Annotated in this window: 23 protein-coding genes; 12 read left to right on the top strand and 11 right to left on the bottom strand. The window is 74.0% G+C overall.

Annotated features, from left to right (window positions below; all coding sequences use genetic code 11):
• Nucleotides 1–7 precede the first annotated feature (7 nt).
• Nucleotides 8–295: a hypothetical protein gene (locus ACQP17_RS04385; protein ID WP_329153219.1), complete on the top strand. Its 288-nt coding sequence runs from the start codon at nt 8–10 to the stop codon at nt 293–295.
• Between the two features lie 174 nt (nt 296–469).
• Nucleotides 470–973, top strand: a complete 504-nt coding sequence (locus ACQP17_RS04390) for an ATP-binding protein (protein ID WP_433855019.1) — start codon at nt 470–472, stop codon at nt 971–973.
• Nucleotides 974–1,030: 57 nt separating this feature from the next.
• On the opposite strand, the gene ACQP17_RS04395 is transcribed toward ACQP17_RS04390, so the two are convergent.
• Nucleotides 1,031–1,336, bottom strand: a complete 306-nt coding sequence (locus tag ACQP17_RS04395) for an SHOCT domain-containing protein (protein WP_433855020.1) — start codon at nt 1,334–1,336, stop codon at nt 1,031–1,033.
• A gap of 199 nt (nt 1,337–1,535) precedes the next feature.
• On the opposite strand from ACQP17_RS04395, the gene ACQP17_RS04400 reads away from it, so the two are divergent.
• From ACQP17_RS04400 to ACQP17_RS04410, 3 genes are read left to right on the top strand one after another with little or no spacing between them, the layout of a single operon-like run.
• A complete protein-coding gene (locus ACQP17_RS04400; protein ID WP_433855021.1) occupies nt 1,536–2,174 on the top strand; it encodes a TetR/AcrR family transcriptional regulator in 639 nt (212 codons plus the stop codon).
• 24 nt (nt 2,175–2,198) lie between these two features.
• Nucleotides 2,199–2,783 (top strand): DUF4865 family protein, encoded by a 585-nt coding sequence (locus ACQP17_RS04405; RefSeq protein ID WP_433855022.1) that lies wholly within the window; start codon nt 2,199–2,201, stop codon nt 2,781–2,783.
• Entirely contained in the window at nt 2,777–3,763 is a 987-nt protein-coding gene (locus ACQP17_RS04410; protein ID WP_433855023.1) for a phosphotriesterase family protein, read from the top strand. Before ACQP17_RS04405 ends, ACQP17_RS04410 begins: the two co-directional genes overlap by 7 nt.
• Here ACQP17_RS04410 and ACQP17_RS04415 read toward each other — a convergent pair.
• A complete protein-coding gene (locus ACQP17_RS04415) occupies nt 3,753–4,136 on the bottom strand; it encodes a PPOX class F420-dependent oxidoreductase (protein ID WP_433855024.1) in 384 nt (127 codons plus the stop codon). The genes ACQP17_RS04410 and ACQP17_RS04415 overlap by 11 nt on opposite strands.
• A gap of 36 nt (nt 4,137–4,172) precedes the next feature.
• Nucleotides 4,173–5,393, bottom strand: coding sequence for an ROK family protein (locus tag ACQP17_RS04420; protein ID WP_433855025.1), 1,221 nt, complete (start codon nt 5,391–5,393; stop codon nt 4,173–4,175).
• Between the two features lie 17 nt (nt 5,394–5,410).
• Between ACQP17_RS04420 and ACQP17_RS04425 the strand changes: the two genes are divergently transcribed.
• Nucleotides 5,411–6,643, top strand: a complete 1,233-nt coding sequence (locus ACQP17_RS04425) for an MFS transporter (protein WP_433855026.1) — start codon at nt 5,411–5,413, stop codon at nt 6,641–6,643.
• 248 nt (nt 6,644–6,891) lie between these two features.
• Nucleotides 6,892–7,653 (top strand): maleylpyruvate isomerase family mycothiol-dependent enzyme, encoded by a 762-nt coding sequence (locus tag ACQP17_RS04430; RefSeq protein ID WP_433855027.1) that lies wholly within the window; start codon nt 6,892–6,894, stop codon nt 7,651–7,653.
• A 91-nt stretch (nt 7,654–7,744) separates the two neighbouring features.
• Here the strand turns inward: ACQP17_RS04430 and ACQP17_RS04435 are convergent, their stop codons facing one another.
• From ACQP17_RS04435 to ACQP17_RS04445, 3 genes are all read right to left on the bottom strand, one after another.
• Nucleotides 7,745–8,410, bottom strand: a complete 666-nt coding sequence (locus ACQP17_RS04435) for a response regulator (protein WP_433855028.1) — start codon at nt 8,408–8,410, stop codon at nt 7,745–7,747.
• Nucleotides 8,407–9,681: a sensor histidine kinase gene (locus tag ACQP17_RS04440; protein ID WP_433855029.1), complete on the bottom strand. Its 1,275-nt coding sequence runs from the start codon at nt 9,679–9,681 to the stop codon at nt 8,407–8,409. Before ACQP17_RS04440 ends, ACQP17_RS04435 begins: the two co-directional genes overlap by 4 nt.
• A gap of 104 nt (nt 9,682–9,785) precedes the next feature.
• Nucleotides 9,786–10,991 (bottom strand): geranylgeranyl reductase family protein, encoded by a 1,206-nt coding sequence (locus tag ACQP17_RS04445; RefSeq protein ID WP_433855030.1) that lies wholly within the window; start codon nt 10,989–10,991, stop codon nt 9,786–9,788.
• Between the two features lie 177 nt (nt 10,992–11,168).
• Between ACQP17_RS04445 and ACQP17_RS04450 the strand changes: the two genes are divergently transcribed.
• Nucleotides 11,169–12,530, top strand: a complete 1,362-nt coding sequence (locus ACQP17_RS04450; protein ID WP_433855031.1) for a dipeptidase — start codon at nt 11,169–11,171, stop codon at nt 12,528–12,530.
• A 608-nt stretch (nt 12,531–13,138) separates the two neighbouring features.
• On the opposite strand, the gene ACQP17_RS04455 is transcribed toward ACQP17_RS04450, so the two are convergent.
• Nucleotides 13,139–14,173, bottom strand: a complete 1,035-nt coding sequence (locus ACQP17_RS04455) for an NUDIX domain-containing protein (protein WP_433855032.1) — start codon at nt 14,171–14,173, stop codon at nt 13,139–13,141.
• A 1,259-nt stretch (nt 14,174–15,432) separates the two neighbouring features.
• On the opposite strand from ACQP17_RS04455, the gene ACQP17_RS04460 reads away from it, so the two are divergent.
• Nucleotides 15,433–17,499 (top strand): NPCBM/NEW2 domain-containing protein, encoded by a 2,067-nt coding sequence (locus ACQP17_RS04460; protein WP_433855033.1) that lies wholly within the window; start codon nt 15,433–15,435, stop codon nt 17,497–17,499.
• A gap of 81 nt (nt 17,500–17,580) precedes the next feature.
• Here the strand turns inward: ACQP17_RS04460 and ACQP17_RS04465 are convergent, their stop codons facing one another.
• Nucleotides 17,581–18,537, bottom strand: coding sequence for an ROK family protein (locus ACQP17_RS04465; RefSeq protein ID WP_433855034.1), 957 nt, complete (start codon nt 18,535–18,537; stop codon nt 17,581–17,583).
• 142 nt (nt 18,538–18,679) lie between these two features.
• On the opposite strand from ACQP17_RS04465, the gene ACQP17_RS04470 reads away from it, so the two are divergent.
• Nucleotides 18,680–19,720, top strand: coding sequence for a LacI family DNA-binding transcriptional regulator (locus tag ACQP17_RS04470; RefSeq protein WP_433855035.1), 1,041 nt, complete (start codon nt 18,680–18,682; stop codon nt 19,718–19,720).
• Nucleotides 19,721–19,800: 80 nt separating this feature from the next.
• On the opposite strand, the gene ACQP17_RS04475 is transcribed toward ACQP17_RS04470, so the two are convergent.
• Both ACQP17_RS04475 and ACQP17_RS04480 read right to left on the bottom strand, forming a co-directional pair.
• A complete protein-coding gene (locus ACQP17_RS04475; protein ID WP_433855036.1) occupies nt 19,801–20,016 on the bottom strand; it encodes a hypothetical protein in 216 nt (71 codons plus the stop codon).
• The gene (locus tag ACQP17_RS04480) at nt 20,013–20,339 is read right to left on the bottom strand and encodes a hypothetical protein (protein WP_433855037.1); all 327 of its coding nucleotides are present in this window, start codon (nt 20,337–20,339) and stop codon (nt 20,013–20,015) included. The genes ACQP17_RS04475 and ACQP17_RS04480 overlap by 4 nt, the downstream gene beginning before the upstream one ends.
• A gap of 71 nt (nt 20,340–20,410) precedes the next feature.
• Here ACQP17_RS04480 and ACQP17_RS04485 point away from each other — a divergent pair, with 71 nt between their 5' ends.
• Nucleotides 20,411–21,037 (top strand): TetR/AcrR family transcriptional regulator, encoded by a 627-nt coding sequence (locus tag ACQP17_RS04485; RefSeq protein WP_433855038.1) that lies wholly within the window; start codon nt 20,411–20,413, stop codon nt 21,035–21,037.
• Between the two features lie 163 nt (nt 21,038–21,200).
• Complete coding sequence (locus ACQP17_RS04490; protein ID WP_433855039.1) at nt 21,201–22,358, top strand: IS30 family transposase; 1,158 nt, start codon at nt 21,201–21,203, stop codon at nt 22,356–22,358.
• Between the two features lie 102 nt (nt 22,359–22,460).
• On the opposite strand, the gene ACQP17_RS04495 is transcribed toward ACQP17_RS04490, so the two are convergent.
• Nucleotides 22,461–23,744, bottom strand: coding sequence for a DUF6986 family protein (locus ACQP17_RS04495; protein WP_433855040.1), 1,284 nt, complete (start codon nt 23,742–23,744; stop codon nt 22,461–22,463).
• Nucleotides 23,745–23,747 lie beyond the last annotated feature (3 nt).

A 23,747-nucleotide genomic window follows, 5' to 3' on the forward strand; every position in this document is an offset into this window, starting at 1 on the left:
TGCCGGCATGGCGGAGGCCGAGTTCAACGCGACCGGCGTACGGATCGAGCGGTGGCTGCGGTCCTTGACACGCGCCGGACAGGTCGTCATCGCCGACGGCAGGCTGGCGCTGCTGACCAGCTACGGCACCGAGATCGACAGCGCCCCGCTGCAGGCCGTGCAGGCCCACAAGCCGCTCTTCGCGGCGCGGGACCGCGCCCTGGCCCGGCTCAACGGGCACCGCTACTCCCTCACCCTCGGCGCCCCGGAGCTCTTCCTCAAGGCACTGGAAGCGGCGCGTCCACCGCGCACCTGACGGCCTCTTCCGGCCGGGACGTGCGGTTGCGGGAGCGCACCGACTGGATGACCCTGTACTCGTATCACTGAGGGTTCACCAGCGGTGACGCTGTGGCGCAGTCGGCATCGCTGGATCCGATCTTCGCCCCTGCCCGGCATGAGGGGCGCCCGGCCTCATCAGGGAGTCGCGGTCGTGATCAGGCAGCCCAGCAGGCACTGCACGGTGGAGCTCCAAGCCGTTCCGGCTCGCATCGGACATGTGCGCAGAATCGTCTCCGCGCAGCTGCGGTACTGGCGTCTCGACGCCTTGATAGACCCGGCGGCGCTCGGGGTGACCGAACTCCTCGCCAATGTCCACCGGCACGCCCGCCCCAGCAAGCAGTGCACCGTGGAACTCTGCGTGCTCCTGGATCAGTTGACGGTCTCGGTGCACGACGAGGACCCGCGGCTTCCGCGGCTGCGGGCCGCCGGCACCTGGGAGACCTGCGGCCGCGGGCTGGCGCTGATCGCGGCGCTCAGCGAGAGCTGGGGAGTGCGCCCGGACGGCAGCGGCAAGGTCGTGTGGTTCACCCTTCCGGCTCTGACCACCGCGCCCGGCGAAGCCCGCGCGGGCCGCGCCGACGGGGAGCCGCTGCCCCTGGCGGACGCCGCGGCGGCCAGTCCGCATCTGCGGCTGCGGGGCACGAAGGTCGGCTGACGGCGGACCGCCTGCCCCGCGCCCCTCACGGGCGGCCGCGACGCCTGCCGCCGGCGGTCAGGCCGCGCCCCCCTTGGGGCCGCCGGCGAAGTGCTCCTCCAGGACGGAGAGCCGGCGCCAGTACTCCTCCTCGTCGATCTCGCCCGCGGCGAAGCGCCGGCCGAGCACGGCCAGCGGCGAGGGGCCGTCGGAGCGGGCGGCGAGCTGCGGGCCACGGGGGTGCCCGCCGGGTCCGCCGCGCCGCCACCCGGTGCGGCGCAGCAGGGCGAACACGCCGACGACGACCACCGCCCAGACGACGGGCACGAACAGGATCCAGGGGCCCGGGCCGCCGCCGGCCCAGGGTGCGGCGAGCGTGAACATCGTCCTCAGCTCCTCGGGGGAAGGGGCGGGGCCGGTGTGCCGGTCCCCGCTCGACCGGGACGTCCGGTCTCCTTCGAGCCTGGCTCCCCGGGGGCCGCGGGTCGTCGTACGGACGGCGGCTCCGCCCGTACGCCACGGGAAGCAGGCGCGGCCCGGCCGCCTGCTCCGGCCGCCCGCCCTTGCCACTGTAACTACTAGTATGTACAGTTCCCGTATGAGCACTCGGGAACGGCCCGGCCCCCAGGAGGAACGCCCCGGCACGCGGGAGCGGCTGGTGCGCGGCACCCAGGAACTCCTCTGGGAGCGCGGGTACGTCGGCACCAGCCCCAAGGCGATCCTGGAGCGCGCGGACGCCGGCCAGGGCAGCATGTACCACCACTTCGCCGGCAAGTCCGACCTCGCCCTCACCGCGCTCCGGCGGAGCGTGCGGGACGTGGCGGAGGCCGCCGAGGAGTGCCTGTCCGGCCCCGGCACGGCGTACGACCGGGTCGCCGCCTATCTGCTGCGTGAGCGGGAGGTGCTGCGCGGCTGCCCGGTCGGCCGGATGACCCAGGACCGCGAGATGGTGGAACGTCCCGAGCTGCGGGCGCCGCTGGACGAGATGTTCGGCCGGCTGCGGGAGCGGATCGCCGAGGTCCTCACCCAGGGGCAGCGCCGCGGCGAGCTGGCCGGCGCGCTGGATCCGGCGGCCTGCGCCGCGGCCGTCGCGGCCGTCGTCCAGGGCGGCTACGTCCTGGCCCGCGCCGCGGACGACACCGCCCCCTTCGACGCCGCCGTCCGGGGCGTGCTGTCGCTGCTCGCCGCCCAGGTCCTGCCCGCCGCGGGCCGGTCCGACTGAGCCCCTCCCCCTACGGAGTCCGTCATGCACGCCATGCAGTACGCGATCACCCTGCCCGCCGACTACGACATGCGGATCATCCGGGCCCGGGTGGCGTCCCGGGGCCACCTCCTGGACGAGTGCGCCGGGCTCGCCCTGAAGGCGTACGGCATCCGCGAGCGCGGCGTCGACGGTTCGCCGGTCCACCAGTACGCGCCGTTCTATCTGTGGTCCGATCCGCAGGCCATGAACCGCTTCCTGCTCGGTGACGGATTCCGCGGCGTGGTCCGCGACTTCGGGCGGCCGGCGGTGCGGCACTGGCAGGCGCTGTTCCACGGGCGGGGGCCGGCCGCCGACACCCCGCCCCGTGCCTTCACCCGGCGGACCGAGACGCTCGCCGACGACGCCGACGCGGCCACCGCCGTGGCGGAGGCGGCGGCCGCGCACGAGGAGCTGGCCACGACGGACGGGGTGCACACCACGGCGCTGGCGCTCGATCCGCACCGCTGGGAGCTGGTGCACTTCACCCTGTGGGCCGACACCTCCCCGCGGGCCGCGGGGGCACGCTTCCAGGTGCTGCACCTGTCCGCGCCGGGCGCCGGGCGGCCGGCCACGGGGCGGCAGTGGTGACCCCGGCGGCAGCGGACGGTCCGGCCGCCCCCGCCGTCCGTACGGTCCTGGGCGACCTCGCCCCCGGCGACCTCGGCGTCTGCGACGCCCACGACCACCTCTTCCTGCGCAGCCCCCGGCTGCCGGGCCAGGAGCTGGACGACCCCGGGGCGGCGGCCGCCGAACTGGACGCGTTCCGCGCGGCCGGCGGCGCGGCGGTGGTCCAGTGGACGCCGCACGGCATGGGCCGGGGCGCGGCCGAACTCCCGCGACTGTCACGGGAGTCGGGGGTGCGGATCGTCGCGGCCACCGGGCTCCACCAGGCGGTGCACTACGCCCCCGGGGTGCTGGAGCGGATCGGGTCCGATCCGGCCGGACTGTTCGTCAGGGAGCTGACCGAGGGGATCGGGAGCAACGGCCCTCGCGCCGGGATGATCAAGGTCGCCGGGGGTTTCCACGGGCTGGACCGGCACGCCCGGCACACCATGGCGGCGGCCGCCGAGGCCCAGCGGGTGACCGGCGCCGCGATCGGCGTCCATCTGGAGTCGGGGACCGGTGCGCTGGACGTACTCGACCTGCTCTGCGGGGAGTTGGCGGTGCCGCCGGACCGGGTGATCCTGGGCCACCTCAACCGCGCCCCGGACCTCGTGGTGCACCGGGCGGCGGCCGCGGCCGGGGCGTATCTGGCGTTCGACGGCCCTTCAAGGGCCCATCACGCGACCGACTGGCGACTCCCGGAGGCGCTGGCCGAGCTGGCCGGCGCGGGCTTCGCGGACCGGATCCTGCTGGGCGGCGACACCACGACGGCCGACGCCCGGTCGGTCAACGGCGGCCCGGGGATGCCGCATCTGCTGCGCCGCCACCGCGCCCGCCTCGAACTCGCCCTGGGGGCCGACCTGGTGACGCGGTGCCTGACCGCGAACCCCGCCCGCGCCTTCGCCGCCGTCTGGCCACGGACCCCGCGTCCCGGCCGGGCCACGGCCGCACCCACTACAGCGTGACGGAGATCCCCACATGGGGCCGCCGCCCGCCGCGCACCACGGCGCCGACGCCGTCCATCAGCCGGAACCGCAGCCCGTATTTGCGCGCCATCGCCTTGCGCACCCGGCCGAGCGCGGTGCTCCCCTCCAGGAGCCGGCCGGTGCCTTCGAGGGTCTGCGCGCCCTCGGCGATCCGCCCGCGCACATCGCACGGGGTGACGGTCACCCGCGCGCCGTTGCGCAGCCGCTTGACCTTGCCGCTGTCGTCCCGCGTCCACACCAGGAGTTCACCGCCTTCGGCCACCGCCCAGACGGGGGTGGCCACCGGGATGCCGTTCCTGCGGAAGGTGACCAGGCTGACGTACGGGCTGCGGGCGACCGCTTCGGGAATCATGAGCGCAGCCTAGGCTCTGTCGTGCGCGGGCGGCCGCTACCGGTCGAGGACGACCAGCGGATCGTCGAGCACCGGCTGCCAGGCCAGTTCCGCCGCGCCGACCAGGCTGTTGTGGTCGAGCCCGCACGGCAGGATCGGCACCCCGCCGCTGCGGCCCCACAGACTGCGGTCGGCGACCACCGCGCGCAGCCGCTCCGGATCGGCCGTCAGCAGGTCGCGGTGGAGCCCGCCGAGGATGATGCGGTCGGGGTTGAGGATGTTGACGAGCCCGGCGATCCCGAGGCCCAGCCGGTCGATGAGGAGATCGGCCGCGGCGCGGACGCCCGGATCGGCGTACTCGTCCCGCAGCAGCTCGGCGGCCTGCTGGAGCAGGGAGACCTCGGGGCCCGGTTCGCGGCCCGCGGCGCCGAGGAAGGCGAGCGGGTCCGCCTCGACGTCCAGGCAGCCGCGGCTGCCGCAGTGGCAGGGCGCCCCTTCGGGGTGGACCGTCAGATGGCCGACCTCCAGCGCCAGGCCCGAACTGCCGCTGTGCAGCCGGCCGTCGAGCACCAGCGCCCCGCCCACGCCCCGGTGTCCGGAGGCCACGCAGAGCAGATCGCGGGCGCCCCGGCCGGCGCCGTGGCGGTGCTCGGCGAGCGCCATGAGGTTGACGTCGTTCCCGGTGAAGCCGATCGCGTCGGTGACGCCCGGGATGCCGGCGACGGTGAGCGCACGCAGGAACAGTGCGCGGACCGGGGCGCCCGCGGGCCAGGCGAGGTGCAGCGGGTTGAGGGCCTCGCCGTCCGGTTCGGCGACCGCGGAGGGCACCGCGAGGCCGGCGCCGAGACAGCGCCGTCCGGTCTCGCGCAGCAGCTCCGCACCGGCTCCGACGGCGTCGGCGAGCACGTGCGCCGGGTCGGCGGGGATGGTGCCGCAGCCGGTCGAGGTCGCCACGATGCGGCCCCCGAGGCCGACCAGGGCGACCCGGAACCCGTCGGCGTGGATCTGTGCGGCGAGCACGACCGGCCCGTTGTCGGCGACGGTCAGCCGGTGGGAGGGGCGCCCCTGGGAGCCGGCCGAGGCGGTCGGTCGGGAGTCGACGGTGATCAGGCCGAGCGCTTCGAGCTCGGCGGCCACCGCCCCCGCGGTGGCGCGGGTCACGCCGAGTTCGGAGGTCAGGACGGCGCGGGTGGGCGCGCGTCCGGTGTGTACGAGCTCCAGTGCGGGGCCGAGTGCGCCACGGCCCCGCTCCAACCTGGTTGTCCGAGTCTGGGTCACGCCTCTATTCTGACTTTGTGCCGACACTAAACAAAATACGGGCCGCCCTGACCCCGCACCGTGACCCGTTCCCCGCCGATCCGCACCTCACCCCGCTCCGCACCGCCCTCACCGCGTTCTTCGCCATGGACGGCTTCCTGTTCGCCGGCTGGGTCGTCCGGATCCCCGCGATCAAGGCGCAGACGGGCGCCGGGGCCGGCGACCTCGGACTCGCGCTGCTCGGCGTGTCGGCCGGCGCGGTCGCCTTCATGATGCTCACCGGACGGTTGTGCCGGCGCTTCGGCAGCCACACCGTGACCACCGCCTCCGCGGCCGCCCTCGCGCTGAGCATCGTGCTGCCGCCGCTGACCCACTCGGCCACCGCGCTGGGCCTGGTCCTGCTGGTCTTCGGCGCCGCCTACGGCTCCCTCAACGTCGCGATGAACAGCGCGGCGGTCGATCTCATCGGCGCCCTGCGGCGCCCGGTGATGCCCAGCTTCCACGCCGCCTTCAGCCTCGGCGGCATGCTCGGCGCCGGACTCGGCGGGCTGGTCGCGGGCAGCCTGTCCCCCACCGTCCACCTCACCCTCCTCGCCGCGCTCGGCCTGCTGGTGACGGCCGTCGCGGGGCGCTCGCTGCGCACCCACCCGGCGCCGGTCGTCCCCGAGCGGCGCACGGCGGCCGCGGAGAGCCGGCCGTCGGGCGGACGCGCGGGGCGGGGACGGCGCCTGGTCGTCGTCTTCGGACTGATCGCCCTGTGCACGGCCTACGGCGAGGGCGCGATGGCCGACTGGGGCGCGCTGCACCTCACCCAGGACCTGGCCGCCGGCCCCGGTACGGCCGCCGCCGGCTACGCCGTCTTCGCCCTGGCGATGACCGTCGGACGGCTCTCCGGCACCGCCCTCGTCCAGCGCTTCGGCGCGGCCCGGGCGCTGGTCGCGGGCGGGACCACGGCGACCGCGGGCATGCTGCTGGGGGCGCTCGCCCCGACGGTCTGGGCGGCGGGCGCCGGCTTCGCCGTCGCGGGCCTGGGCCTGGCCAACATCTTCCCCATCGCCCTCGCCCGGGCCGGCGAGAGCGGCGGCGCGGACGGCGTCGCCGTGGCCTCGACCGTCGGCTACGGCGGCATGCTGCTCGGCCCGCCCGCCATCGGCTTCCTCGCGGAGGCGGCGGGCCTGCCCCTCGCCCTGACCACCGTCGCCCTGCTCGCGGCGGTCGCGGCGGGCATCGCTCATCTCACCCGCGGGGCACATCACACCGCCTCCCGCTGAGGTGGGCGAAGATGCCGGGCGGCGCCCTCCGGTACTCCGTGCCGCGGCGCGCCGCGCCGTGAGGGGGCGGTGCCGGAGCCTCGTCGCACGGTGTTCCCCTTGCGGCCGGACTCACGGTGGTTGAGTCGACAACGACCGCTGCCGTGCTGGTCAGAGCGGGTGGCGGCGGGCCGGGGAGCGTGGCGCGGGCCGGCCGGGAACGGACCCGCGCGGGTCCGTTGTCAGTGCCGGCTGGCACACTCTGGGGCATGGAGATCACCGAGTTCGTCGAAACGCTGCGACTGGACGGAAGCCTGCTCGCCGACGCCGCCGAGGAGGCGGGGCCCGATGCCCGGATTCCGGCCTGCCCCGAGTGGCAGATGCGGGATCTGGTCAGCCATATCGGGCGGGTCCACCGCTGGGCGACGGAATTCGTGACCCAGGGGACGGACCGGCCCGGCTCCTTCCCGGAAGCCCCCGAGCTGCCCGACGGCGAGCTCGTCGGCTGGCTGCGCGAGGGCCATCACCAGCTCGTCCTGGCCCTGCACTCCGCCCCGCAGGACCTGACGGCCTGGACGTTCCTGCCCGCCCCCTCGCCCCTGGCCTTCTGGGCGCGCCGCCAGGCACACGAGACCTCGGTGCACCGCGCCGACGCACAGCAGGCGCTCGGCGCGTCCCTCACCCCGCTGCCGTCCGCCTTCGCCGCCGACGGCATCGACGAACTCCTGACGGGCTTTCACGCCGGCGACCGCAGCAAGCTCCGTACGGACCTGCCCCGCTCGCTGCGGCTGCGCGCGACGGACGCCCCCGGCGCCGAGTGGACCGTCCAGCTCTCCGACGCCCCGCCGCGCACGACGCGCACGGCCGCCGACACCGAGGCCCCGGAGGGCAAAGAGCCGGTGGACTGCACGATCGAGGGCCCGGCCGAGGAGCTGTACCTCGCCCTGTGGAACCGTCTGCCGTGGGACGCGCTGAAGATCACCGGCGACGAGACACTGCCGCAGCTGTGGCAGGAGCGCGGGAGCATCTGAGCCGGGGACCCCGTTACGGGGCGCCGAGGCGCGGGGACCCGTTCCGCCGCGCCGCCCCGCCCCTCCCCGCCGGGAACGCCGCCCCTCCGGGTCAGCCCAGCCAGCCGGGCCGCACCAGCCCCGACTCATAGGCCAGGACGACCAGTTGGGCGCGGTCCCGGGCGCCCAGCTTCACCATGGTGCGGCTGACGTGCGTCTTGGCGGTGAGCGGGCTGACGACCAGCCGGCGGGCGATCTCCTCGTTGGACAGGCCGATGCCGACCAGCGCCATCACCTCCCGCTCCCGCTCGGTCAGTTCGGACAGCGCACCGGCCGCGGCCGGCTCCTTGGAGCGAGCCGCGAACTCCGCGATCAGCCGGCGGGTGACACCGGGCGAGAGCAGCGCGTCACCGCCGACGACCGCCCGGACGGCCCGCAGCAGCTCGTCCGGTTCGGTGTCCTTGACCAGGAAGCCGGAGGCGCCGGAGCGCAGGGCCTCGAAGACGTACTCGTCCAGCTCGAAGGTGGTCAGCATGACGACCTTCACCTCCGCCAGCCGCGGGTCCCCGGTGATCCGGCGGGTGGCGGCCAGGCCGTCCACCACCGGCATCCGGATGTCCATCAGGACGATGTCCGGGCGGTGTTCGCGGACGGCGGCCAGCGCCTGCTGCCCGTCCGCGGCCTCGGCGACCACCCCGACATCGGGCTGGGCGTCCAGCAGCGCCTTGAAGCCGGCCCGGACCAGCAGCTGGTCGTCGGCGAGCAGTACCCGGATCACGACTCCTCCTCGGGGACGTCCGGGGCCGCCTTCTCCGGCCCCCGGCCGGGCTCCGGTGCTCCGCCCAGCGGGATGCGTGCCCGGACCCGGAATCCGCCGTCCGGGCGCGACCCCGCCTCCACCGTGCCGCCCAGGGCGGCCGCCCGCTCCCGCATCCCGACCAGGCCGGTGCCGCCACCGGACGGCTCGCCCGCGCCGGAGGCCGCCGGCCCGTCGTCGTCGACCCGGATCTCCAGCACCCCGGGCAGCGAGCGGAGCAGCACCCGGGCCGTGCGCGAGCCGGAGTGCCGGACGATGTTGGTGAGCGCCTCCTGCACGATGCGGAAGGCGGCGAGATCGGTCCCGGGCGCGAGCGCGGCCCGGCTGCCCTCGGTGGTGAGGTCCACGGCGAGACCGGCGTGCCGCGCCTGCTCGGTGAGTTCGGGCAGCCGGTCCAGTCCGGGCGCCGGGGCGAGCGGTGCCTCGCCGGGGGCGCGCAGGGCGCCGAGGACCTGGCGGACCTCCCCCAGCGCCTCCTTGCCGGCGTCCCTGATCGTGGTCAGCGCGGTCCGCGCCTGCTCCGGGTCCTGGTCGAGCAGCGCCAGGCCCACGCCCGCCTGGACGTTGATGACGGAGATGCTGTGGGCGAGCACGTCGTGCAGCTCCCGGGCGATCCGCAGCCGCTCCTCGTCCGCCCGCCGGCGCTCCGCGGCGGCCCGCTCCTCGTCCGCCTTCGCCAGCCGTTCACGCCGCACCCGTACCAGCTCGGACAGCGCGATCACCGCCACCACCCAGACGAGGGCGAGCAGTTCCTGGCCCCAGGAGCCGGGCCCGTGATGCGGGGGCAGCGCGCCGTAGAGCCAGTGGGCGACGAGCACCTGCGAGACCCACACCCCGCCCAGCGCGCACCACGCGACCGTGCGGTGCCCGGCGACCACCGCCGCGAACCCGCCGAGCGCCAGGATGAGGAAGACCGGCCCGTAGGGATAGCCGGCCGCGAGGTAGACGGCGGTGACGGCGGCCGTGCCCAGGGCGACGGTGCGCGGAAAGCGGTGCCGGCCGAGCAGCAGCGCCGCGCCCCCGATGAGGAGGGCCCGGGCCGGGGAGTCCACCGGCAAGCGCCCGGGCTGCTGGTGCCCGGCGAAGCCCGACCCGGCCGTCACGACGATGGCCACCACCAGCGTCGACAGCCAGGGCAGCCGGCTCGGCCGGGCCCCGGGCGTGACCGCCGCCCAGCGCGTTCCCCGCGGTCCGGAGCAGCGCCGCACCCACGTCGGCCGTGCGTTCTCCATACCGTCACGCTAGACCGCGCCCGGGGCCGAGGGCGTCAGCCCGGGGCAGGGGACGGCCGTACTCCCCCGGGAGTACGGCCCGCCCGCCGGCGCCCGGCCGCGGCTCAGCCCCGGTCCATGGCCTCCAGCGCCCGCCGCGCCACCGGGCGGGTGCGGACGATCTCGGCCAGGGTGGTCGTGCCGCGGGTGATCTTGGCGAAGGCGTGCCAGGCGGGGCGGAAGCCCGTGATCGCGGCGTGCAGGAGGCCGGGGCGGCGGGTGAAGACCTGGAGCATCCGGCGCCCCACGCCCATCTCCACACCGAGGCCCGCCTTGATGGCGAACGCGTAGTTGAGGGCCTGGCGGCGGGCGTCCACCGCGTCGTGCGCCTCGGAGACCCGTACCGCCCACTCCCCCGCGAGCCGCCCGGACCGCAGCGCGAAGGAGATGCCCTCGCGGGTCCACGGCTCCAGCAGCCCGGCGGCGTCCCCGCACACCAGCACCCGGCCGCGGGACAGCGGGGAGTCATCGGCGCGGCAGCGCGTCAGATGCCCCGAGGAGATGCTCGGTTCGAAGCCGGCCAGGCCCAGCCGGCCGATGAAGTCCTCCAGATAGCGCTTGGTCGCCGCGCCCTCGCCGCGGGCGGAGATGACGCCGACGGTGAGGGTGTCGCCCTTGGGGAACACCCAGCCGTAGCTGCCGGGGATCGGTCCCCAGTCGATCAGCACCCGGCCCGCCCAGTCCTCCGCGACCGGCGGCGGCACCGGAATCTCCGCCTCCAGGCCCAGGTCGACCTCGTCGACCTTGACCCCGACATGGCCTCCTATACGGCCCGCGCTGCCGTCCGCGCCGACCACGGCACGGGCCAGCACCACCTCGCCGTCCCCCAGCACCAGCGCGACGGTCCGCCGGTCCGGCACCTCGGCGCCGTGCTGCTCCACCCGGGCGACCGTGACGCCGGTGCGGACCGTGGCGCCCGCGTCCTTGGCCGATTCGACGAGCCGGGCGTCGAACTCGGGGCGGTTGATCAGCCCGAAGAGCATGTTCTTGGAACGGCGGGTGCGGGTCAGCCGGCCGTTCAGCGAGAACGTCACCGCGTGCACCCGGTCGCGCAGCGGCAGCTCGAAGCCGGGCGGCAGCGAGTCCCGCGAGGGGCCGATGATGCCACCGCCACAGGTCTTGTAGCGCGGCAGATCCGCCTTCTCCAGGAGCAGCACCCGGCGTCCCGTGCACGCCGCGGCATGCGCGGCCGAGGCGCCCGCAGGCCCCGCGCCCACCACCACGACGTCCCACACCTGCTCGTTGTCCTCCGTTGTCCGCTCGCTGCTCACCTGTGCGTCTGCTCCCGTTCGATGGCTGGCTGGGCGTACCGCCCGCATCCTACGGGCCGCTGTTGGGCGTGGGGCCTGTGGGAAGATCGGGGGCACTGATGTCCGTACGTCCGGTCCGTCCGGCTCACGAGGCCACACGGCCCGTACGCACAACGCCGCGCCCACAAGGAGCGTTCCATGTCTGACCGTCCGCTCGCACAGACCGTCGCCGCGCTGCAGCCGCGCGCCAGGACCGAACTGGCCGAATTGGTGGCCTTCAAGTCGGTCGCGGACCCGGTCCAGTTCCCCCGGAGCGAGTGCGAGGCGGCCGCCCGGTGGATCACCGACGCGCTGCGGGCGGAAGGCTTCCAGGACGTGGCGCTGCTGGACACCCCCGACGGGACCCAGTCCGTGTACGGCTTTCTGCCCGGCCCGGCCGGCGCCCCGACGGTCCTGCTGTACGCGCACTACGACGTGCAGCCGCCGCTCGACGAGGACGCCTGGATCTCCCCGCCGTTCGAGCTGACCGAGCGCGACGGCCGCTGGTACGGCCGCGGCGCCGCCGACTGCAAGGGCGGCCTGATCATGCATCTGACGGCGCTGCGCGCGCTGAAGGAGCACGGCGGGGTGCCGGTCAACGTCAAGGTGATCGTGGAGGGTTCCGAGGAGCAGGGCACCGGCGGCCTGGAGCGCTACGCCGAGGCCCACCCCGAGCTGCTGGCCGCCGACGCCATCGTGATCGGCGACGCCGGCAACTTCCGGGTCGGCCTGCCGACGGTGACCGCCACGCTGCGCGGGATGACCCTGGTGCGGGTCAAGGTCGACACCTTGGAGGGCAATCTGCACTCCGGCCAGTTCGGCGGCGCGGCCCCCGACGCGCTGGCGGCGCTGATCCGGATCCTGGACTCGCTGCGCGCCGAGGACGGTTCGACGACGGTGCGCGGCCTGGCCGCGGACGCCGCCTGGGAGGGCCTGGAGTACCCGGAAGCCGAATTCCGCAAGGACGCCAGGGTCCTGGACGGCGTCGGGCTGCTCGGCAGCGGCACGGTCGCGGACCGGATCTGGTCCCGCCCGTCCGTCACCGTGCTGGGCATCGACTGCCCGCCCGTGGTAGGCGCCACGCCCTCGGTGCAGGCGGGTGCGCGAGCCCTGGTGAGCCTGCGGGTGCCGCCGGGCACGGACGCGGCCGAGGCCACGAAGCTGCTGACCGCGCATCTGGAGGGCGCCGCCCCGTGGGGCGCGCGGGTCGCCGTCGAACAGGTCGGACAGGGGCAGGCGTTCCGCGCGGACACCGGCAGCCCGGCGTACGCCTCGATGGCCGAGGCGCTGCGCGAGGCGTACGACGGCGAGGAGATGCAGATCGCCGGCATGGGCGGCTCCATCCCGCTGTGCAACACCCTGGCCGGTCTCTACCCCGACGCGGAGATCCTGCTGATCGGCCTGAGCGAGCCGGAGGCACAGATCCACGCGGTCAACGAGAGCGTCTCGCCACAGGAACTGGAGCGGCTCTCCCTGGCGGAGGCACTGTTCCTGGGGCGCTACGCGAGCTGCCGCGGCTGACCCTTCCGCTGCGCTTGACCGTCTCTCCCACGTTGTCGGCTGTCCCGCCGTGGGGGTTGTTCGCCGTTGCGCCTGCGGCCGGTCCGCTGCGCTTGACCGTTCTTCCCACGTTGTTTTCTGCGGCGTCGTGGTGTCGTCTCGCCGTTGCGCCTGCGGCGGGCGGGTGGTTGTGGGGTGCGGTGACGGTCCTGCGGGGGTGGGTGTTCGGACTGCTTCGCTTTACGTCCGAACACCCACCCCCTCCGGCCCGTCCCCTCCCGTGGAGGGAAAAGTCTCGGTGGGTGGGGGCGGGCCGTCGTGCCGTCGTCGGCCGTTTCGGTACGACCCATGAGGCGCGCTCGCCCACCCACGTTCACCTCCACCGGCCTCTCCTCCCTCCCCCAACGGGAGGGGGCGGGCCGGAGGGGTCGGTGTGTGGGACGTAAAGCGAAGCAGTCCCACACACCGACCCCGGAGGACCGCCACCGCACCCGACAGCCCCGCGCAGCGGACCCCGCCCGCCGCAGGCGCAACGGCGAGAAAGACAGAAACGGGGCCGAGGCCAAGCGCAGCGGACCGGCAGGCGCAACGGCGAGAAACCACCACGACGGGAAAGACAAAAACGTGGGCTACCCCACGGGAACCCCCGCCTCCAGGTGGAGCGGGCAGCCCTGTTCGCGGGCGCGCAGCGCCCAGCGCAGCCGCATCCAGCGCACCGGCGGCAGCATCTTCTCCGCCTCGGTCTCGGTGACGAAGCGCCAGTCGCGCAGTTCGGAGCCGGGCAGCTGCAGCTTGCCGATCCGGTCGTCGGTCAGGGTGCCGCCGTCGAAGAGCAGCCGCATGCCGCCGTAGCCGGGCGGCTTGGGGGCCTCCCAGTCCACGACGAGCAGCCGCAGCGCGCCGGGCAGTTCGATGCCGAGCTCCTCGGCGACCTCCCGCACCCCGGCGCGCGCGGGGGCCTCGCCGCGTTCCACGACACCCCCGGGGAACTCCCAGCCGGCCTTGTAGGTCGGGTCGACGAGCAGCACGCGGTCCTGGTCGTCGAAGAGCAGCACGCCGGCCGCGAGCGTCTCGGCGGTCGGTTCGGGGGTCTGCACGATGTCGCAGGCACCGGCACCGGCCCGGACGGCTTCGGCGACCCGTTCGGCGGTCTGCCGGGGCGTGAGCCGGCTGGTGTCGACGACCAGGGCGTCTCCCCGGAGCCAGGGCAGTGCGTCGGCGTACGGGCCCAGGTGTGCCAGGCTCCACCGGCGCGTCGACGCGGCGGCCCGGGCGTCCTCGGAGCCCTTCTCGCGCTCCGCTATTCGGGCCCGCAGGATCGTTTCGTCCGCGTGCACGAGCACATGCCGTACCGGAATCCGGCGGGCGGCCAGGGCCCCGAAGATCTCGTCGCGGTACTCCTGCCGCAGCAGCGTCATCGGCGTGATCAGCGGGCCCGGCACTTCGGTGAGCAGTGCCGCGGCGGTGTCCACGACCATGCGCCGCCAGGCGGGCAGATCCTGATAGTCACCGATCTCCTCGAACCGCTCGGCCGGCAGCATCAACCGCAGTCCGCTGCCGAGGAGTTCGGGGTTGTAGAGCGTGCTTCCGGGAAGCAGGTCGAGCAATTCTTGAGCCGCAGTGGTCTTGCCCGCACCGAACGTGCCGTTCAGCCAGACGATCACGGTTTCCCCTCTTCCCTAGACCCAGGTGAGTTGCCCGGAACACCCTGCCACGGAATGTCCGGAGGCAGGGGCCGCGCACAGAACCGGGAACGTTGCGCATTCGACCAACGGCGCGGCCAGGGAACGTCGCGCACCCATGGACGAGCCGCTCGCGAAATGCATCGCGCGGAGGATGCCGGTCACCGCATCCCCGCCGCGAAGCCCCCGGCAAACAAGCGCTCCCCAGCCCCTCCGGAACCGAAACCCTCTCTCGCGGACCGGATTCCCGGGCCCCGGCGGACGACGCGTCCCGCATATGACGGCGGCCCATGGGCGGTCGACGGCCGGTTCCGCACGGTCCGCCGGCACGTGCCCGGCCCCGGGGCCGGGCGGGAAAGGGAATTCCGCCGGAGCGGGCCGGGAATTCCCACACGGCCGGCAGGGCAATGGACGTCGGCAGTCGGTGAGATGAGGCGATTCGGGGGTGTCACAGACGGAATGGCGGGCGGGAATGCATTCGGGGCGGCGGGGACGATGAATTCGCCACCGGGTGCGGAGGGGCGGCAGCTTACGGGAGTAATTCGTGGTTCCACCGAAGCAGTTCCGGACCTCGGGGCGGCGGGCTCGCGGAAGGTATACAGAGGGAGAGTGACCTGCCGGTATCGCGTCCGGAACGCCCCTCCGCGGCCGATGCCGAGTGCCGGTCATTGGGGGTGTGGAGTGTGCGCGCCCCTCGCCGGAATGCGGACGGGGAGGCGGATGCGAAGGGCAGTACGAAGGGCGAGAGGGAGGTGGGTTCACAGGGGAGCCGCCGGGCGGCGGAACTCCGTCCTCCGCGACGGCGGCCGCGAAAGGCGGCGCGTGAGGAGGAGTGGTACTCCGGGAACGGTGCGGACGAGCGGGCCGGGCACGGAATGCCCGCGAGCGGGCCGTAGTGGAGGCCGGAGTTGGCGCAGATCCGTCGCCGATGGGTGCAGGCGAGAGGGTGCGGACCGGGCGGCTGCCGCAGGAGCGAGGGGCCTCCACACGGGCGACGGAGACCGGCGGCGGCGCCCACGGGACCTACCGGGCCCCACCCGCACCCACCGAGCCGAACCAAACAGAACCAAACGCGCATGGCGCGATCCCGTCCGAACTCCAGGCATGCGCAGGGGCTTTGCCACCACGGCGGAATCCTGGCCACGCCTCTTCCAACAGACTCCAACAAGCTCTACCGTAACCACCCATCAGCGATCGGTCGCGACCCCACCCACCTCTCGCGAAGACGGAGGACGCGAAGCATGCGCGTTCATATCCGCACCACCCACCGGCGAGGTCACCGAAGAATCGTCGGAGCGCTGTCCGCCGCGCTGCTGTGCACGGCAGGGGTGACCGCCCTGCCCGCCGCGGCCCGCACGCCCGACGCCACGGCCCCCGGCGCCGCCTCCACCGGCGAGGCCGCCCCCACACCCCGGCTTCCCGGCGGGCTCGCCGAGACACCCCCGATGGGCTTCAACAACTGGAACTCCACGGGATGCCGGGCGGAGTTCAACGAGGAGATGGTCAAGGGCATCGCCGACCTCTTCGTCCGCAAGGGCCTGAAGGACGCCGGCTATCAGTACGTCAATCTCGACGACTGCTGGGCACTGCCCACCCGCGACGGCAACGGCAAGCTGGTGCCCGACCCGCACCGTTTCCCGCACGGCATCAAGGCGGTGGCCGACTATGTGCACTCCAAGGGCCTGAAGTTCGGCATCTATACGAGTGCCGGCATCAAAACCTGCAACCCGGCCGGATTTCCCGGTGGGCTGGGGCACGAGAGGTCCGACGCCCAGCAGTTCGCCGACTGGGGCGTGGACTACCTCAAGTACGACAACTGCAATAACCTCGGCGTGGACGCGAAGCAGCGGTACCGCACCATGCGCGACGCGCTGAAGGCCACCGGGCGGCCCATCGTCTACAGCATCTGCGAGTGGGGCGAGAACAAGCCCTGGGAGTGGGCGTCGGACGTAGGGCATCTGTGGCGCACCACCGGCGACATCAGTGACTCCTGGGCGAGCATGCTCGCGATCGCCAAGCAGAATCTGCCGCTCGCCCCGCACGCCGGCCCCGGGCACTGGAACGACCCGGACATGCTGGAGGTCGGCAACGGCGGGATGACGGACACCGAATACCGCAGCCACTTCTCGCTGTGGTCGATGATGGCCGCCCCGCTGCTGATCGGCTCCGATCTGCGCAAGGCGACCCCGGAGACGTTCGCGATCCTGTCCAACAAGGACCTCATCGCCGTCGACCAGGACTCGCTGGGCGAACCGGCCACGGTGCTGGCGTCGGATTCCGGCCGCTGGACGTTGGTTCGGCAACTGGCGGGCGGCGACCGGGCCGTGGCGCTGTTCAACGAGACCGACCAGCCGCAGCGGATCTCCACCACCACCGGGGCCGCGGGCCTTCCGCAAGCCGCCGGCTACCGGCTGCGCGACCTGTGGCAGCACCGGGACACCCACACCACGGGCACCGTCTCCGCGACCGTGCCGGCCCACGGCACCGTCGCCTACCGGGTCTCCGCCGACCCGCGCTGGTCCGGCTACCCGCCGGCCGTCGAGACCGGTCTCGACCACACCGCCCTGGTCGAGGACGGCACCCCGGCCGACCTCCGCTCGACCGTGCGCAATCTGGGCGGCACCCCCGCCACACGCCTCACGGTGGCGTTCCGGGCCCCGCGCGGCTGGCACGTCGAGGCCACCTCGCCGGCCACGTCGCCTGCGCTGCCCGGCGGGAAGACCCTCACCACCCGCTGGAGGGTCACCGCGCCGGCCGGCACCTCGCCCGGCGCCTACGATCTGCCGCTCACCGCCCGCTACCGCTCGCCCCGCGGCGAGCGGATCAGCTCGACGCTGCCCGGCACCGCCCATGTCGTGGTGCCCCCGCCGTCCGGGACCTCGTACGCCGCCGAACTCCCCTGGCTCACCGCCGACAACGGCTGGGGCCCGGTGGAGAAGAACACCAGCGTCGGGGAGCGCGAGGCGGGCGACGGCCGGCCGCTCGGCATCGGCGGCACCGGCTTCGCGCACGGCCTGGGGACGCATGCCGCCAGCGCGGTGACCCTCTACACCGGCGGGCGGTGCTCGGCCTTCCACGCCCAGGCCGGTGTCGACGACGAGTCCGGCGACCGGGGGTCGGTGAGCTTCGAGGTCTGGGCCGACGGCAAGCAGGTCGCCCGGACCGCCACGGTGACCGGCGCGCAGGGCGCCACCGCGGTCAGCGCCGCGCTCACCGGAGCCCGGACCGTCCGCCTCGTCGTCACGGACGCCGGTGACGGAATCGACTACGACCACGCCGACTGGGCGGACGCCACATTCCGCTGCTGACAAGCGAGTTGACGGCAGGAGGCGGGCGCCGAGCGGGTGGAGGGCCGGACGACCCGCCCGGCTCTCCACCCCGGCGCGCGGTCAGGGCGTGGCCGCGAAGGCTTCGAGGCGGGTCTGCTGGGCGGCGGCCGCGGCGGCCCCCACCACACCGGCGTCCGTGCCCATCTGGGCGGGCACGACCGTCAGCCCCGAGACGAACGACAGCGTCGCGTAGTCCCGCAGGGCCGCCCGCAGGGGAGCGAAGAGGACCTCTCCCGCGCCTGCCACTCCCCCGCCGATGACCGCGATATCGATCTCGACGAGCGTGGCGGTGGCGGCGATCCCGGCGGCCAGCGCCCGCGCGGCCCGCTCGAAGGAACGCACCGCGACCGGGTCCCCGGCGCGCGCGGCGGCGGCGACGGCTGCCGCGCTGGCGTCGCCGCCGGGGCCCGGCCGCCAGCCCTGGGCCAGCGCCCGGCGGGCGATGTTGGGGCCGCTGGCGATCCGCTCCACGCAGCCCCGGGCGCCGCACGGACAGGAGTCCCCGTCGAGATCGACGCTGATGTGGCCGATGTGCCCGGCGTTGCCCGTGGGGCCCGGGTGCAGTCGGCCGTTGAGCACGAGTCCGCCGCCGACCCCGGTGGAGACCACCATGCACAGCGCGTTGGCGTGACCGCGCGCGGCGCCCTGCCAGTGCTCGGCCGCGGTCATCGCGACACCGTCGCCGACCAGCACGACCGGACGCCCCCCGACCAGCGCGCGGACCCCGGCGACGAGCGGGAAGTCGCGCCAGCCGGGAATGTTGACCGGGCTGACGGTGCCGGAGGCGGCGTTCACCGGGCCCGCGCTGCCGATGCCGACGGCCGCCACCCGGCCCCATTCCGGCCCCGCGGCCAGCGCACCGACCACCTCGGCCACCGCACGCATCACGGTGGCCCCGTCCTTGTCGGCGGGGGTGGGCCGGGCGGCCCGGGCGATCAGCGTGCCGTGGCCGTCCACCAGAGCGCCGGCGATCTTGGTGCCGCCAATGTCCAGCGCTGCGCTGAGGTCCGTCTGCATCGGTGATGAATCTCCTGGTGGGCCCGGGGACCGGGGATATCGGCCCGGCGTGAGAACGCCAGTCTTCCGTTGATTGACAACGTTGTCTAGAGGCTATGCTCGACGCCATACCTCGACGCCGAGAGAAACAGGACCGCACACCGTGAGCGACACCGCGCGGGGCACGTCCCGCCGCTATGGCACCCGGCCCACGATGAAGGATGTCGCGGCACGCGCCGGCGTCGGCCTCAAGACGGTCTCGCGGGTGGTCAACGGCGAACCCGGCGTCACCCCGGACACCGAACGACGCGTCCAGGAAGCCATCACCTCCCTGGGCTTCCGCCGTAACGACTCCGCCCGGATTCTACGCAAGGGCCGCACGGCCAGCATCGGTCTGGTGCTGGAGGACCTCGCCGACCCCTTCTACGGTCCACTCAACCGCGCCGTCGAGGAAGTCGCGCGCAGCCACGGCGCACTGCTGATCAACGGCTCCAGCGCCGAGGACCCCTCCCGTGAGCAGGAGTTGGTGCTGGCGCTGTGCGCGCGGCGGGTGGACGGGCTGGTGATCATCCCGGCCGGGGACGACCACCGTTATCTGGAGCCGGAGATCACGGCCGGGATAGCGACGGTGTTCGTGGACCGCCCGGCCGGCCGGATCGAGGCGGACGCCGTGCTCTCCGACAACTTCGGCGGCGCCCGGGACGCGGTCGCCCATCTCCTCGCGCACGGCCACCGCCGGATCGGCTTCATCGGCGACCAGCCGCGGATCCACACCGCGCGGGAGCGGCTGCGCGGCTACCACGCGGCGATGGCCGCGGCCGGACTCCCGGTCGACGATTCCTGGGTGTCGCTCGGCTCCACCGCGCCCGACCGGGTGCGCGCCGCCACCACCACGATGCTGGACGCCCCCGCACCGGTCACCGCGCTGTTCGCGGGCAACAACCGGGTCACCGTCACCGCCGTCCGGGTGCTCCGCGAACGCCCGCGGCCGGTCGCGCTGGTGGGCTTCGACGACTTCGAGCTGGCCGATCTCGTCCGGCCCGCGATCACGGTCGTCACCCAGGACCCGGCAGACATGGGCCGCACGGCCGCCGGGCTGCTCTTCCGCCGCCTCGACGGCATCGAGGACCCGCCGCGCAGCACGCAGATCCCGACCCGTCTGATCGCCCGCGGCTCGGGCGAGATCCCGCCGTCGGAGGACTGAACTCCCCACCGCCGGGCGCCGGACGCCCCGCGGCCGCGACGGGCCCCGGCCCACCGCCGGGCAGGTTCCCGCGCCGGTGCTCACCGGTCGTCGCGGCGCCGGGGCCCCGCACGGCCCACCTTCTTCCAGAGAAGGACCATCCCGAGCGCGAGCACGATCAGCGCGACGAGCACGATGGCCCCCTTGATCGCGGCGTCGGCCACGAGGTGCGCGACGAGGTCGGACCCCTCGGCCCCCTCGCCCCCTTCGCCCCCTTCGCCCCCGGCGAGGACGTACGCCGGACCGGCACCGGTCATCGGGGCTCGCCCCGCCCCGGCTCCCGCTCGCGCCGCGGCTGTTCGCGCCCGCCGTCGCCCAGCCGGCGGGCCGCCGCCCGCAGCACCGAACCGGCCACCGACCCACCGCCCCGGGACACCCCGCCACGGCCCCGCGCGACTCCCCGGCCGTCCAGACAGCGGCTCAGGGCCTGCGCGGCGGGCGCCGCATACCGCCGTGCGGCGTCGAGCCTCCCCCGCCGCTTCAGGCCGAGCGCCACGGCGAAGACCAGCAGGGCCAGCACCACCAGACCGCCCGCGATCAGGCCGAACCGGAGGAGAAGCACGTCCAGAACCCGCTCCATGATCATCCTTCCTTTTTTGTATCACAGATGTGATAGAAAAGAATTTATCACAGGCGTGATACAAAGGGCACATGCCCAAGCAGGTGGACCGGGAAGCCCGGCGCCGTGACGTCGTAGACGCCCTCTTCCGCGTCGTCGTACGGGACGGCATCCAACGCGCCTCGCTGCGCACCGTCGCCGACGAGGCGGGGCTCAACATCGGTTCGGTCCGGCACTACTTCGCCGGCCAGGAAGAGCTGATGCGCTTCGCGATGCGGTCGATGCTCGACCGCGTCGGCGACCGACTCCGGCGCCGCATCGAGGAGTTCGGCGAGCTGAGCGGACTGCCCGCGCCACGGATCCGCGACTGCGCGGTGGAGTTGCTCGGCGAACTGCTCCCCCTCGACGACAGCCGGCGCGCCGAGGTCACCGTCCTCGTCGACTTCTCCACGGCCGCCCGGACAGATCCGGCGCTCGACGACCTCGCCCGGGAGACCGCCACCGCCACCCGCGCGCTCGTCCGCCGCATCCTCGCCCGCCTCGACACGGCCGGCGGCCTGCGGCCGGACCTCGCCCTCGACACCGAGACCGAGCGGCTGACGTCCCTCTTGGACGGCCTCGCGTTCACCGCCGTACTGCGGCCCGACGTGCTGGCCGCCGGGACCTGTGCCACGGTCCTGCGGGCCCACGTCGACGACCTAGGACCGGCCACGGGCTGACCGCGCAGGAAGGCCCCCGCCGATCCTTGAGTTCTAGTGATCGTTGCAACACCCCGGTTCAAGGGGTGCAATGTTCGAAATCCGGGACGACCGGAGACCTCAGGGTGCGGGCAGGGCTCTGGTTCGGGAGCGGGAGGAATACTTCCGGCTTGTGGATCAAGGAATGGGGATGGCCGAGGCCTGCGCGGTAGTCGGCATCAACGTCCGCACAGGCAAGCGATGGCGCAACGGCCGCAACGCGTCAGGCCGCTACAAGGCGGCACCACCGATCTACGAGGTGGTGCCGCCCTCCGCCGAATCGGCTGAACCGGAGGCGCCCGGACCCTCGCGCTACCTCAGCGAGATCGATCGCATCCACATAGCCGATCGCTTGCGGGAGAAGGCCACGATCCGGGCCATAGCGGCAGAGCTCGGCCGCAGCCCCTCGACCATCAGCCGCGAGGTCCGACGCAACCGCACGGTGCTGCCGAAGGGCGGTTGGTACTACCGCCCGCACACCGCCCAGCGCCGGGCCGACCAACGCCGGCCCCGCCCCAAGCCCAGCAAGATCGGACAGAGCCCCGAACTGCGGGACTTCATCCAGACCCGCCTGGAACTCCAGTGGAGCCCCGAGCAGATCTGCCGCGCGCTTCGCGACGGCTTCCCCGAGCGTCCCGAGCCGCACGTCACCCACGAGACGGTCTACCAAGCCCTCTACAGCCGGGGCCGGGGCGACCTGCACCGCGACCTGACCGGCCACCTGAGGACCGGACGGCGGCTCCGCCGCCCCCGCCGCCTGGCGCACAGGCGCACATCCCGCCCCGTCAAGAACATGATGATGATCAGCGAGCGGCCCGCCGAGGCCGCCGACCGAACCGTCGCCGGCCACTGGAAAGGCGACCTCATCGTGGGCCGCAACTCGCGCTCCGCCATAGCCACCCTGGTCGAACGCAGCAGCCGCTACCTGGTCCTCGTCCACCTGCCATCCACCCACACCTCCAACGCTGTCCGGCACGCTCTCGCCGACGCCTTCAAGGAACTGCCCGAACAACTGCGACGGTCCCTGACCTGGGACCAAGGCTGCGAAATGGCCGCCCACCGGAGCTTCACCCGCGACACCGGCGTCCCCGTCTACTTCTGCGAGCCCGCCAGCCCCTGGCAACGGGGCACCAACGAAAACACCAACGGCCTGCTACGGCAGTACTTCCCCAAGGGCGGTGACCTGTCCGCCCACACCCCCGAGCACCTGGCCACCGTCGCCGACCGACTCAACAGCCGCCCACGCAAAACGCTCGGCTGGGAAACCCCAACCGAGCGTCTGCATAAACTGCTCGCGGCCTGATCAACTCACCACGTGTTGCAACGACCCCTCGAATTCGCCGATCGGCGGGGGCCTCGTCTCCGTTCGCCGGACCCGCGGGTGCCGGGCCGGGCGGACGTGCCGTCAGATCGTGGTCGCCGGGCGGCCCGCGAGGGTGTCCAGGTCGGCGCGGGTCAGCCCGGTCAGCCGGGCGACCTCGCCCGGGTCCACCGCGCCGCAGTCCAGACCGCGCAGCAGATAGCCGCTGAGGGCCTTGGCGGTGGCGGGCTCGTCCATGATCTCGCCGCCCGCCTTGGCGACATACGCCGCCAGCCGGGCCGCGGCCTGCTCCAGGCCCTCGCGGTAGAAGGCGTAGACCGCCGCGTAACGGGTGGGCAGATGGCCGGGGTGCATGTCCCAGCCCTGGTAGTAGGCGCGGGCGAGGGAGCGGCGGACCAGCGTGTGGTGCAGCCGCCAGGCGTCGTGGACCCGCTCCGTCGGGCCGACCGGCAGCACGTTCGTCGAGCCGTCGGAGAGGCGGACGCCGGTGCCCGCGGCGGCGACCTGCATCACGGCCTTGGCGTGGTCGGCCACCGGGTGGTCGAGGGACTGGTGGGCCGCGCTGACCCCGCAGGAGGCGCTGTAGTCGAAGGTGCCGTAGTGGAGCGAGGTGGCCCGGCCCTCGGCGGCCTCGATCATGCGGGCGACGGTGGCGCGGCCGTCGGCCCCCAGGATCGACTGGGTGGTCTCGATCTGGATCTCGAAGCCGATCCGGCCGCTCTCCAGGCCGTGCGTCCTCTCGAAGGCCTCCAGCAGCCGGACCATGGCGGTGACCTGCTCGGCGTAGGTGACCTTGGGGAGCGTCAGCAGCAGGCCGTCGGGCAGACCGCCGGCCCGCATGAGGCCGGTGAGGAAGATGTCCAGGGTGCGGATGCCGCGGTCGCGGACTGCGGCTTCCATGCACTTCATCCGGATGCCCGTGTACGGTGCCGCGGTGCCCTCGCGGTACGCGTCGGCGACCAGGGCGGCGGCCCGGGCCGCCGCCTCGTCCTCCTCGGCGTCCGGGCGGGGACCGTAGCCGTCCTCGAAGTCGATGCGCAGATCCTCGACCGGCTCGCGGGTCAGCTTGGCGCGGACCCGGTCGTACACCTCGGTGGCGAGCGCGTCGGGAAGATCGAGGACGGCGGCGAGCGCACCGGCGTCCGGGGCGTGCGCGTCGAGGGCGGCGAGCGCCCGGTCGCCCCAGGAACGCACGGTGTCGGCGGTGAAGGCGTCGCCGGGGACGTAGACCGTGTGCACCGGCTGGCGGGTGCCGGGGTCGCCCGGGTAGCGCCGCGCCAGATCCGCGTCCACCTGGGCGAGGGCGGCGCCGATGCCCTCCCGTACGGTGTCCGCGAGGCTCGTCGCCACGGTCTCCTGCTGCCCCATTCG

This window comes from Streptomyces kronopolitis, assembly GCF_050953795.1.
Classification (GTDB): domain Bacteria; phylum Actinomycetota; class Actinomycetes; order Streptomycetales; family Streptomycetaceae; genus Streptomyces; species Streptomyces kronopolitis_A.